Origin of the sequence: Collinsella aerofaciens (assembly GCF_028209885.1) — a bacterium.
Classification (GTDB): Bacteria; Actinomycetota; Coriobacteriia; order Coriobacteriales; family Coriobacteriaceae; genus Collinsella; species Collinsella aerofaciens_BA.
Map to the genome: position 1 here is coordinate 1 of NZ_JAQLEM010000009.1, position 11,793 is coordinate 11,793.

General features: G+C 59.7%; 11 protein-coding genes and 1 other RNA gene. 8 read left to right on the forward strand and 4 right to left on the reverse strand.

The window, feature by feature from the left end; genetic code table 11:
* Window positions 1–51: 51 nt before the first annotated feature.
* On the reverse strand, window positions 52–519 hold the full coding sequence (gene rpiB, locus PMX21_RS03470) for a ribose 5-phosphate isomerase B (protein ID WP_035138007.1): 468 nt from the start codon (window positions 517–519) through the stop codon (window positions 52–54).
* A 271-nt stretch (window positions 520–790) separates the two neighbouring features.
* On the opposite strand from rpiB, the gene PMX21_RS03475 reads away from it, so the two are divergent.
* The gene (locus PMX21_RS03475; RefSeq protein WP_271758039.1) at window positions 791–2,110 is read left to right on the forward strand and encodes an L-cysteine desulfidase family protein; all 1,320 of its coding nucleotides are present in this window, start codon (window positions 791–793) and stop codon (window positions 2,108–2,110) included.
* 92 nt (window positions 2,111–2,202) lie between these two features.
* Here PMX21_RS03475 and PMX21_RS03480 read toward each other — a convergent pair whose 3' ends face one another.
* Window positions 2,203–2,961: an HAD family hydrolase gene (locus tag PMX21_RS03480; RefSeq protein WP_055286118.1), complete on the reverse strand. Its 759-nt coding sequence runs from the start codon at window positions 2,959–2,961 to the stop codon at window positions 2,203–2,205.
* 315 nt (window positions 2,962–3,276) lie between these two features.
* On the opposite strand from PMX21_RS03480, the gene rpsA reads away from it, so the two are divergent.
* The 3 genes from rpsA (at window position 3,277) to PMX21_RS03495 (ending at window position 6,039) form a co-directional block, all read left to right on the forward strand.
* A complete protein-coding gene (rpsA, locus tag PMX21_RS03485; RefSeq protein ID WP_022095232.1) occupies window positions 3,277–4,443 on the forward strand; it encodes a 30S ribosomal protein S1 in 1,167 nt (388 codons plus the stop codon).
* A gap of 327 nt (window positions 4,444–4,770) precedes the next feature.
* An RNA gene (gene rnpB / locus PMX21_RS03490) (RNase P RNA component class A) lies at window positions 4,771–5,132 on the forward strand.
* Between the two features lie 268 nt (window positions 5,133–5,400).
* Window positions 5,401–6,039: a YigZ family protein gene (locus PMX21_RS03495; protein WP_271758042.1), complete on the forward strand. Its 639-nt coding sequence runs from the start codon at window positions 5,401–5,403 to the stop codon at window positions 6,037–6,039.
* Between the two features lie 67 nt (window positions 6,040–6,106).
* Here PMX21_RS03495 and PMX21_RS03500 read toward each other — a convergent pair whose 3' ends face one another.
* Window positions 6,107–6,553 carry a C-GCAxxG-C-C family protein gene (locus tag PMX21_RS03500; protein ID WP_271758044.1) on the reverse strand — a complete coding sequence of 149 codons (447 nt, stop codon included), beginning with the start codon at window positions 6,551–6,553 and terminating at the stop codon, window positions 6,107–6,109.
* Window positions 6,554–6,783: 230 nt separating this feature from the next.
* Here PMX21_RS03500 and PMX21_RS03505 point away from each other — a divergent pair, with 230 nt between their 5' ends.
* The 4 genes from PMX21_RS03505 to PMX21_RS03520 all read left to right on the forward strand — a co-directional run bounded on the left by PMX21_RS03505 (window position 6,784) and on the right by PMX21_RS03520 (window position 10,715).
* Window positions 6,784–8,067 carry an O-acetylhomoserine aminocarboxypropyltransferase/cysteine synthase family protein gene (locus PMX21_RS03505; protein ID WP_148346077.1) on the forward strand — a complete coding sequence of 428 codons (1,284 nt, stop codon included), beginning with the start codon at window positions 6,784–6,786 and terminating at the stop codon, window positions 8,065–8,067.
* 141 nt (window positions 8,068–8,208) lie between these two features.
* The gene (locus PMX21_RS03510) at window positions 8,209–9,513 is read left to right on the forward strand and encodes an MFS transporter (protein WP_271758046.1); all 1,305 of its coding nucleotides are present in this window, start codon (window positions 8,209–8,211) and stop codon (window positions 9,511–9,513) included.
* A gap of 159 nt (window positions 9,514–9,672) precedes the next feature.
* On the forward strand, window positions 9,673–10,251 hold the full coding sequence (locus PMX21_RS03515; RefSeq protein ID WP_117758705.1) for a xanthine phosphoribosyltransferase: 579 nt from the start codon (window positions 9,673–9,675) through the stop codon (window positions 10,249–10,251).
* A gap of 83 nt (window positions 10,252–10,334) precedes the next feature.
* Window positions 10,335–10,715 carry a peptide chain release factor family protein gene (locus PMX21_RS03520; RefSeq protein WP_416378167.1) on the forward strand — a complete coding sequence of 127 codons (381 nt, stop codon included), beginning with the start codon at window positions 10,335–10,337 and terminating at the stop codon, window positions 10,713–10,715.
* An 87-nt stretch (window positions 10,716–10,802) separates the two neighbouring features.
* On the opposite strand, the gene PMX21_RS03525 is transcribed toward PMX21_RS03520, so the two are convergent.
* Window positions 10,803–11,765: a diacylglycerol/lipid kinase family protein gene (locus PMX21_RS03525; RefSeq protein ID WP_271758048.1), complete on the reverse strand. Its 963-nt coding sequence runs from the start codon at window positions 11,763–11,765 to the stop codon at window positions 10,803–10,805.
* Between the last annotated feature and the right edge of the window lie 28 nt (window positions 11,766–11,793).

Here is an 11,793-nt window from a genome sequence, read left to right on the forward strand (position 1 = left end):
GGACATGTGTGCCGAGCGGGCCCCTGCTGTTAGCTTGTGGCACTGAATAGTTTAGGCTTCGTCGACGATCTTAAGGCCGCGCGTGTGATCGATCTCGTTGAGGAGGTTAACGCGACGCTCGTGACGACCACCCTCAAACTCGGCGTCGAGCCACTCGTCGACAATCATCTTGGCGAGCTCGGAGCCCACGACGCGGGCGCCAAAGGCGAGCACGTTGGTATTGTTGTGCATGCGGGAGAGCTTGGCGCTGAAGGGCTCGGAGCACACAACGGCGCGTACGCCCTCGACCTTGTTGGCAGCCAGGCTGATGCCGACGCCGGTACCGCAGATCAGGATGCCCAAATCGACGTCGCCGTTGGCAACGGCCTTACCCACCTTGTAGCCGGCGATGGGGTAGTCAAAGCTCTCGGAGGTGTCGGTGCCAAAGTTCACGACCTCGCAGCCGCGCTCCTTCAGGTGCTCGGAAATGATGTTCTTGAGCTCGACGGCGGCGTGGTCGTTACCGATACCGATCTTCATGGATGGTTCCTCTCTGGTCTGTGCGGCGCAAATGCTAAAGGTGTTTACCGCGTTCGACTGCATGATAGCGCGACTTTTGCGTAAACGCTCGAGCGTTTTTTGGTCAAACGCTTTAGCAGGCAACAAGACTGACTTCTTGTGAATGAATGTCGTCAGTTTGCGCTTGAGCGCCGTCTGCCGGAACCATGGTTGCGGTTTTTGATGCATTGTTATCAAATAAAGGAGCTAACTATTATGAGAGCCCAGCCCGTTATGCAAGCAGGAGATACCTATGCCTACCGATTCCATCCGTGATGCCGCGTTTTGCGATGTTTTGAACCGCGAACTCGTCTGCGCGCTCGGCTGTACCGAGCCCATTGCCGTTGCCTATGCAGCGGCGCTGGCGAGTCAGACGCTCGGTTGCGAACCCGATCATATGGATGTTGCCTGCTCGGGCAATATCATCAAGAACGTTAAGAGCGTGACCGTGCCCAACTCGGGCGGCATGCACGGTATTGAAGCGGCGGCCGTGCTGGGTGCCGTGGGCGGCGACGCTAAGAGCGCGCTCGAGGTGCTCGAGAGCGTTAACGATGAAGACCGCGCTCGCGTGGCCGAGCTCCTCGCCGACGCCGGCTACTGCGATGTGTCGCTTGTCGAAGGTGTGCCCAACCTCTACATCAAGGTGACTGCGACGGCCGGGGGCCATACCGCGGTCGTCGAGATTACCGATCACCACACTAATGTCACGTGCCATACGCTCGATGGTATTCCGGTATGCGGCAAGTCGGCGGGGGAGTGTGCCGCCTGCGCCGAGCGCGTGGTGGCCGAGCGTGCGGCGGATAAGGCCGACACGCCCATGTCGATCGAGACCATCATCGACTTTATCGAGGACGGTGACATTGAGGACGCCCGTGCTGCCGTTGAGCGTCAGATTGAGCTGAATGGCGCAATCAGTGCCGAGGGCCTTGCGCACGCTTGGGGCGCCGAGGTGGGTCGTACGCTGCTGGGTGCTCGTGCCGATGACGTCGCCTGCCGTGCCCGTGCCCGTGCGGCCGCCGGGTCCGACGCCCGCATGAACGGCTGCGCGCTGCCGGTCGCCATTGTGTGCGGCTCGGGCAATCAGGGCATTACCTGCGCATTGCCCGTCATGGAGTATGCCGAGTACCTGCGTTGCGACCACGAGCGCCTGGTGCGCGCCGTGATGCTGTCCGATCTTATCGCCGTGCATATCAAGAGCTATATTGGTGCGCTCTCGGCGTTTTGCGGTGCTATTTGCGCCGCGTGCGGCGCCGGCGCCGCGATTACCTGGCTGTGCGGTGGCACGCGCGAGCAGATTGGCGCGACGGTCTCGAACACGCTCGGTAACGTGGGCGGCATCGTGTGCGATGGCGCCAAGGCGAGTTGCGCGGCTAAGATTTCCGCTGCCGTCGATGCGGCGATTCTGGGCCATGATATGGCCATGCAGGGTCGCGGCTTCCGCGCCGGCGAGGGCCTGATCCAAGATACCGTTGAGCAGACAATCGCCAGTATGGGCTACGTAGGCCGCGTAGGCATGAAGGACACCGACGTCGAGATCCTCAACATCATGATCGGCAAAACCCAGGTCTGCTAGATATTAAGTTGCGGTGAGATAGTTCCTAAAATTACCCGGGTGAGGGGCAAACAGGAACTATCTCACCGCAACTGCGCTAGATGTTCTGGCGCCTACGATAGTTCGTCGGCTATTTGGTGCTCGTAGAAGGCCTCGATTACGGCGTTAAAGTCGCGGGCGAAGTCTTCCATGGTTCCGCGCCAGGTGGCTCGGCTGGGCTTGCCTTGGCCCACAAAGGCGGTTTGGATGCCGCAATCGGGGGACGGGAAGTCGCGTTTGGGATCGTTGCCCACCATAAGGACCTCGTGTGGCTCGAGTCCCATCACCTGAAGCTGCTCTAGATAGTAGGTGGCATCGGGCTTGCAGCGGGTGGTGTTTCCCATGTGCGTGACGAGCTCAAAGGGGGCGTCGGCCAGGTCGCCCCAGCCCATGCGGCACTCGATGGCCCCTTGGGGAAAGCTGGGGTTGGTAAAGAGCGCGCAACGCAGCCCTGCGTCCTGTACGGCCTGGAGCGCGGCGTGTGCGCCCGGCATGGCGTGGGCGTTAATGACATCGTCGTTCTTGTACGGAAGAACTTCGCGGTCATAGTAGGTAAACGCCTCGTAGATGAGGGGATCGGAGAGGCGGATCCCGCATCGGCGCTCGACCTCTTCTTGGTAAAACTCAAGATTGGTGCGGTTGTCCGTGCCGCTGCGGCGATTGGCGTTGAGGTCGACTAGGATGGTGCCGAGGCGTGCCATCGTGCCACCGCGGCTGCGGCGCCCGATATCCGCGAGCATCGAAGAGACATCCTTAAAATAGCGAAGGATGAACGCGTTGAGGTTGATGCTGAGAAGCGTCTCGTCCATATCGAAAACGACTGCTTTGAGCACGCGGGCACCTTTCTCGAAAAATCGATCTAGAATCGTTGGCTCCGGATACTTTACCCCAAAGCCGAATGCCTAGCTGGTTATCGTCAAGTTGCGGAGACGTGTGTTCATAAGATTACGAAAAAGTCTCCACACGAGTAAAAAATCGCAGTTCACGCTTGAAATCAAACTCATTTCCCCGTAACCTATACGAACGTGATTGCATAAGCGTCACATTAGTATCTGTCGGCTCCCGAGTGTTCCTAAACGTTGTGTGCTTGTCGCACCCTTCTGTAGGTCCTAGCAATCGGGGCCCCGTAGTTCGAAAGGGGTCCACCTTTGAGTGAGATTCAGAACTCGTCCATTTTCTCTCTTGACGATGTCAACGAGGAGGAGATGAACAACCTCATCGACGGTACGATTACCGACTTTGATGAGGGCGATCTCGTTAACGGCACTGTCGTTAAGATCGAGCATGACGAGGTGCTCGTTGACATCGGATTCAAGTCCGAGGGCGTTATCCCGGTCCGCGAGCTGTCCATCCGCAAGGACGCTAACCCTGCAGACATCGTTGCACTCGGTGATCCCATCGAGGCTCTGGTTCTCCAGAAGGAGGACAAGGACGGTCGTCTGGTCCTGTCCAAGAAGCGTGCCGAGTACGAGCGTGCTTGGAACCGCATCGAGGAGAAGTTCAACTCCGGCGAGAACGTCGAGGGCGAGGTTATCGAGGTTGTCAAGGGCGGCCTGATCCTCGACATCGGCCTGCGTGGCTTCCTGCCTGCTTCCCTCGTCGACCTCCGTCGCGTCAAGGACCTCACCTCTTACATGGGCACCCGCATCGAGGCCCGCGTCATCGAGATGGACCGTAACCGCAACAACGTCGTCCTCTCCCGTCGCGTCGTGCTCGAGGAGTCCCGTAAGGCCGAGCGCTCCGAGATCCTGTCCAAGCTCAAGTCTGGTATGCGTCTCCAGGGCACCGTTTCCTCCATCGTCGACTTCGGCGCCTTCGTCGACCTCGGCGGTATCGACGGCCTCATCCACATCTCCGAGCTCTCCTGGAACCACGTCAACCATCCTTCCGAGGTTGTCAAGGTCGGCCAGGAGGTCGAGGTCGAGGTTCTCGACGTCGATCTCAACCGCGAGCGCATCTCCCTGGGTCTCAAGCAGACCACCGAGGATCCGTGGCGCGCACTGGTCAAGAAGTACCCCGTCGGCGCTATCGTCGAGGGCACTGTGACCAAGCTTGTCCCGTTTGGCGCTTTCGTCGACCTGGGCGAGGGCATCGAGGGCCTGGTGCACATCTCCGAGATGGCCAACAAGCACGTCGACCAGCCTTCTCAGGTCACCCACGTGGGCGACAAGGTTCAGGTCAAGGTCATGGAGATCGACCTCGACCGTCGTCGTATCTCTCTGTCCATGAAGTCCGCTGCTGAGACTCTGGGCGTCGAGATCGAGGTTACCCCGCTTCCTTCCGAGAAGAAGGACGAGGAGACCGACGCCGAGTAAATCGGTTTGACGATCACTTGTTTTAAGGGATCCGTCCGCAATGGACGGGTCCCTTTTTGCTTTCGCTGCTGATGCACGCGATGCTACCCGGGCTGTCCACAGGCTATTGGGTTGTCGGTGAATGAAAAAATGCCGACATCCCGCCTCGGGGAGGAGGCGGGAACGCACCGAGTAGACGGAGGGGTGCGGAGCGCGGTCGCGTCTCGACTGACGACATTGCCCATCGACAACCCTATTGTACTGCATGGCGTGGTTCTTGGTTTATCGTGTCGAACGCTTGTGTTGTGCCATTGCCTGCGGCAACGGTGTGCTACACTCTTGCACTGCTGAGTGGGCCAGACGGTCGCGCGATGTGCTGTTTGCAGTACGCGTGAGGAAAGTCCGGGCTCCAGAGGGCGGGATGCCGGCTAACGGCCGGGCGGAGTGATCCGACGGAAAGCGCCGCAGAAAAGAAGACTCCCACCTGCGCCGCAAGGCGTAAAGGGAAAAGCTGAAACGGTGGTGTAAGAGACCACCAGCGTCGTGGCAACACGGCGGCTTGGCAAGCCCCATCCGGAGCAAGCGCGAATAGGAACGCTATGGGCCGGCCCGGTCCGCGTTCGGGTAGCGTGCGTGGAGCTGCATGGTAACGTGCAGACAAGATAAATGACCGTTCACGACAGAACCCGGCTTACAAGCCCACTCGGCACTTTGTTGACGCTGCGAACCCGTCAGCGCGGCAATCTGCCTTTCAAGCCTTCGGGCATGACCATAAGGTCAATGCCCTCGTCTTTCAAGGCACCTTGCTCGCGCTGACGGGTTCTCGCTTTCGTTGATGGAATCATCTGCGGTTCCGTTCTTGGCATCTCGCTGTTTTTGCCTGGTCATCGGCGTCGCCGTTCTATTTACCGGGGTTAACGGTACGGGCTTTGCCGTATTATTGAGGCTGTTTGTTGCTTTGCTTGTTGTTGAGGGGCTTTGTTGGACAGCTATTTTACTCTGCAATCGAATATTGAGGCTTCGGGCGAGTTTGTGGACCGCAAGAGCCGGTTTATTGCCCAGCTAGTCCATATTGAGTCCGAGGATGAGGCGAATGCCTTTATCGAGATGGTTCGCAAGCGTCATTACGACGCTCGACACAATGTTCCCGCGTGGATTTTGGTCGATGGACGTGAGCGCCAGAGCGATGACGGTGAGCCGAGCCGCACGAGCGGTATGCCGACGCTCGAGGTGTTGCGCGGTGCGGGGCTCAAAAATGTTTGCTGCGTAGTGACGCGCTATTTTGGTGGCACGCTGTTGGGGCCTGGTGGCTTGGTACGCGCCTATACGGCGGCGACGCAGGCGGCGGTGGCAGCTGCTCGGGAGGCCGGGCAGATCGTCGAGATGACGAGTGTCGTGCCAGTTGACGTGCATGTGGCCTATCCGCAGTATGAGCAGGTGCTTCGTTTGGCTCAGGATTCGGGTGCCAAGGTTTTGGATACCGATTACGCGGATGCCGTGACACTTCACTTGGTGTTTAAGGCGGGGGAGCAGGAGCCGTTTTGTGCTAAGATGCGCGAGCTTATGGCTGGGCGCGAGGAGATCGAGGTCGGCGCTCCCGCGTTTGCGGAGTTCTAACGGCGACGGCCGGCGTGCTTTTGGATGGATCCCAAGCGCGCCGGCCGTCGTTTTCTGTTGCCGCCGTTTACTCGGCGAGCTGCTTTAGCACATCGCAGGCGATCTCGACGGCATCGTCGATGCAGCCGGGGCAGCTGCGGAGCGGACCCTTGTCCGATCCGATGCCCTTGAGCGTGCCGCAGACAGTCGTCGTGTTCTTCTCGCCAAAACGCTTGGCAATCTCGCGCGACAGCTTGTAGGTCTGGCCCTTGGTCTTGGGGTTTTCCATGCCGTCGCTCATTACAAAGCCCATGATGGCCACGGCGCCCGAGATGGCGCCGCAGGTTTCGGTCATGCCGCCCATGCCGGCGCCAAAGCCCTCGGTGAGGGTAAAGGCGGTCTGGGGGTCGAGACCGACGGCAGGTGCGAGCGTGCAGGCGACGGCCTGGGCGCAGTTAAAGCCACGGGCGTGGTATTCAGCAGCCTGAGCCTGACAAGCGGTGATGTCGAGCTGGGCTGTATCGATTTGCTTCATTGTTGTCTCCTTGGTCACGGTGTACCCGCCTATGGTACCCGTGCCGGTGCATGTAATCATCGAGAGCTTCATGTATGCCTCAATTTTATCTATCGAGCAAATGCCTAAGGCTTGAGATAAATACTCCTGATCAATTAGTCCCATAACCTACCTTGGGGATGGGTTGAGAGGGGTGCAGGGTAGCGGTATCGTGAACCGAATAAAACGTAACCCAGGCAAGGGAGCTAGATATGAGCGAGCAGACTATCGGTACCACATGTGTTCAGGGCGGCTATCACCCGGGAGATGCCGAGCCGCGCCAGGTGCCCATCTACCAGTCCACCACGTGGAAGTACGACACGTCCGAGCACATGGGCAAGCTGTTTGACCTGGAGGAGTCGGGCTACTTCTACAGCCGCCTGCAGAACCCCACGTGCGATCTGGTTGCCGCCAAGATCTGCGAGATGGAGGGAGGCACTGCCGCGATGCTCACGAGCTCGGGCATGGCTGCGAACTTCCTCGCGATCTTTAACGTGGCCGGTGCCGGCGATCACGTGGTCGCAAGCTCTGCCATCTACGGCGGTACCTACAACCTGCTCGCTCACACCATGGGTCGCATGGGTCTGACCTGCACGTTCGTTGCCCCCGATTGCACCGATGAGGAGCTCGAGGCAGCCTTTGAGCCCAATACCAAGCTCGTCTTTGGCGAGACGATCGCCAACCCCGCCCTTGCTGTGCTCGATATTGAGCGCTTCGCCAAGGCCGCGCATGACCACGGCGTGCCGCTGATGGTCGATAACACCTTCCCGACGCCCGTGATGTGCCGTCCCTTTGAGTGGGGCGCCGACATCGTTACACACTCCACCACCAAGTACATGGATGGACATGCTGCCTACCTGGGCGGCGTGATCGTCGACCACGGCCAGTTTGACTGGATGGCCCATGCGGACAAGTTCCCGGGTCTTACTACGCCCGATGAGAGCTACCACGGCGTGACCTATGCCGAGAAGTTCGGTCGCGAGGGCGCCTTCATTACCAAGGCAACCGCTCAACTCATGCGTGACCTCGGCCCCATGCAGAACCCGCAGGCGGCCTTCTTCCTGAACAGCTCGCTCGAGAGCCTGCATGTGCGCATGCCGCGTCATTGCGAGAACGGCCTGGCCGTTGCCAAGTTCCTGCAGAGCCATCCTAAGGTGCGCTTCGTGAGCTATCCGGGTCTGGAGGGCGACAAGTATTATGACCTGGCTCAGAAGTACATGCCCAACGGTACCTGCGGCGTTGTGAGCTTTGGCTTTAACGGTGGTCGCGCGGCGGCCGAGACCTTTATGAAGAGCCTTAAGCTCGCCCAGATCGCCACGCACGTGGCCGATGCGCGTACCTGCTGCTTGCATCCCGCTAATGCCACGCATCGCCAGATGAACGATGAGGAGCTCATCGCCTGTGGCATTTCTGCCGACATGGTGCGCCTGTCGTGCGGCCTCGAGGATACGGCCGATCTGATTGCCGACCTTGAGCAGGCACTCGAGCAGTGCTAGGCTAGCGTTCGCACAAGGCGCCGATGCTGGCAGGAAGCTTCGGCGCCCTTTCGTTCCGATTCCGTAGGCGGGGCCCCAATCGCGGCTGTTTGCAGGCGATTGGGGCCCCGTTTTTGCGTTGCGCCACTCGAAAGGATGGATATGGAGAAAACTGCAGAGCAGCTGCGCCGCGAGCACGTTGCCCTAGAGGGCGACACCCATGGCAAGAACAAGTGGGCGATTCTGTTTACCGTGCTCATCATGACGTTTATGGTGTGCCTGGATTCGACCGTCGTGACCGTGGCGTTGCCCGTGATGCAAAAGGAACTGGGCGTGGGCCTCGATCGCATTCAGCTGGTGAGTTCGGTGTACCTGCTTGCGACATGCGTGGCTATGCTGCCGTTTGGCCGCCTGGGCGACGTGCGCGGCAAGGTGAATGTGTTCCAGCTGGGCGTCATCGTCTTTACGGTTGGCTCGCTGCTTTGTGGCCTTTCGGCCTCGCTCGAGGTTCTTATTCTGGCACGTATTGTTCAGGGCGTCGGTTGCGCGGCGGCCATGGCCAACAACATGGGTATCATCACCGAGTCGTTTCCGGCGCGCGAACGCGGTCGTGCTATGGGTATTCTCGCGACCTTCGTGGCCCTCGGCATGATGTGTGGCCCCGTGCTCGGTGGCATGCTGGTGGCAAGCTTTCCCTGGGAGAGCATCTTTCTCATTAACCTGCCCATTGGCGTCATCTCGTTTATCGTGGGGCTCTATACGCTGCCGCATGTTAAGCCGGAGGCCGGCGAGCGTCCCATGTCCATGATCGAGGCCGCTCGTCGCTGCTTTGCAAATTCGGCCTTTACCATCAACCTTGCCTGCATGCTCATCGTGTTCGTTGGCATTGGCGCATCCGAATTTATTCTGCCGTTCTATTTTCAGGACGCCCATGGCTTTAGCTCCGATATTTCCGGACTGCTCTTTTTGGCACTGCCGATGGTGAATGCCTTTATCGGCCCGCTTTCGGGAACGGTTTCGGACCGTGTTGGCTGCGAGGGCCCCACGGCGGTCGGCCTGGGCGTGTACGTGTGCGGTCTCTTTGCGGTAAGCACGCTCGACGAGCACTCTTCTATCCCTGTGATCGTGTGCTGTGCCGCGTTTATGTCGTGCGGCACGTCGATTTTCCAGAGCCCCAACAACTCGCTGTATATGGGTTCGGCCCCGCGCGAGGCGCTCGGTTTTGCAGGCAGCTTGGGCAGTTTGGCGCGCTATGCGGGTATGGCAGTGGGCATTACGGCTGCATCACATATCCTATATGGGCAGATGAGCGTGGCGATGGGCGAGGCTGTGACCAGTATTGTTGCAGGCCGTCCGGATGTGTTCCTGTTTGGCTTTCGCTCGGTGTTCTACGTGCTCATGGCTGTGGCCGCTGTGGGCTTTGCGCTCGCCATGGTGCGTTTGGTGAGGATGCGCGCCCGCCATTAGCTTGTGGTGGCAGGCTTGCCACGAATCGGGCTTATCTACTGGTCTTGCAGCTTTATGGTGCGATGTGGCTTGTGGGGCGGGCGGGGGTCGGTCCGTGGTAGACTATCGAACAACGTTTATTAATCGCGCGGTATCGTTGCCGCGAGAAGGGGTTGCGCCATGCAGGAGCTTGAGGATCGTATTCGCCATGACGGCATCGTAAAGGCCGGTAACGTCCTTAAGGTTGATGCCTTCCTCAACCACCAGTGCGACGTTGAACTGTTCGACCACATGGGCGCCGAGTGGGCCCGTCTGTTCGAGGGCGTCGAGATCAACAAGATCCTGACGATCGAGGCTTCGGGCATTGGTATGGCTTGCATCGCAGCTCAGCATTTTGGCGGCGTGCCGGTGGTCTTTGCCAAGAAGGCCCAGTCCATCAACCTTGACGGCGAGCAGTATGCCACGACCATCTACTCCTTTACCAAGCAGAAGGAGTACCCGGTTATCGTGGGTAAGCGCTTCCTGTCCGAGGGCGACAAGGTTCTGATCATCGACGACTTTTTGGCCAACGGTTGCGCGCTCGAGGGTCTTATTAAGATCTGCGAGGCTGCGGGCGCCGAGGTTGCCGGCATTGGCATCGCCGTTGAGAAGGGCTTCCAGGGCGGTGGCGATAAGCTCCGCGAGCGCGGCTTCCGCGTTGAGAGCCTTGCCCGTATCGCCGAAATGGACTGCGAGAACGGCGAGATCACGTTCGCCTAAGCGTGCAACACAAGCGATTGGTATGCGATGTGACAAAGGGACTGTCCCTTTGTCACATTTTTTGTATGAGGGGAGGTGTTGATATGGATGAGAACAAGATGGGATGGCGCGAGTATGCGCGCTATGCCGAGATGTCGGTCGAGGAGTTGGCACGCGATTGCGAGGTGCAGGTGTTTCGTGCGACGGGTCCGGGCGGACAGGGTGTGAACACGACGGACTCGGCGGTGCGCATGAAACATATCCCTTCGGGGATTGTCGTGACGGCGCGCGAGAGCCGCAGTCAGTTCCAGAACCGTAGTAGCTGCCTGCGTAAGCTGCGCGCTGAGCTTGAGCGTCGCGGGCGTCCACCGCGCCGACGCGTAAAGACCAAGGTGCCTCAGCGATCGCGCCAGCGCAGGCTCAACGACAAGCACTTCAACGCCATTAAAAAGGCCAACCGTCGCAAGCCAGGCGGGGAGGAATGATCTTCTCAATAAGTTGCGGTGAAATAGAGACTGATTTGCGGCTTTAGCTGCATAAACAGTCCCTATTTCACCGCAACTTAGGTGGGGTTAGCGGGTTGGGTGCCAGACCTCGAGAACGGCGGGAAGAATGTCCACCTCGATGCGCGAGGCGACGACGGGCTCGCCGTCGGCCTGAATGGGGTAGTCGGGCTCCTCGAACGTGAGCTCGGCATGACGGCAACGACGCATGCGAACCGGCGGCAGCTTAGTATGGTGGCCGTCCTTGGCCGAAAGGAACATGGGCAGGGCGACCGCACGGGGGACGGGGCCACAGGCGTAGCAAACGTCGAGCATGCCGTCGCACGGGTCGGCGTCGGGACAGATGCGATAGCCCGAACCATAGGTGGGCCCCAGCTGGATGGCCATGATAATCGCGCGCACGCGCTCGGCTGGCACGCCATCAAAGCTGATGGTCATAGGGTAGTTGCGGTAGCGCAGACCAAACTGCTCAAGTCCCGATAGGGTGTAGAGCGGAGCGCCGGCGAGGCCCGTCTTTTTGCGCAGCTCGGTGGTGCCAAGGCCGATGGCGGCATCGATGCCGACCGAAAGCGTCTGGTCGTAGTACTCAACGGAAGCCTCGCCGCTACCGCTCGCAGGGCTCCATGAGCGAATCCGCCCGATATCCTGACGCTGCAGCTCGCAGGTGAGCAGCGCGCCAAAATCCTTGCCGGAGAAATCATCGATACCGAGCGTTTGGGCAAAATCGTTGCCGGAGCCCACGGGCAGGACGGCAAGGGCGGGCCGGACCGCCTCATCCTGCGTCATAAGCCCGTTGACGACCTCGTGGATCACGCCATCGCCGCCGAGTGCGATAACGGTGCGATAGTCCGTTGCCTGGGCGGCCAGTTCCTTGGCGTGTCCCATGCGCTCGGTTAGCACCAGGTCAAACTGGGATGCGCGCGCGGTCATGTCCAAAAAGCGTTGCAGGCGCTCGGCAACTTCGCGCGCGGCGCCCGACTGGGCGGCTGGGTTGGCGATGATGAGCGTGCGACCAAAATCAGTTGCGTGCATGGGGCGACTCCCGGCGTGTGACATGACA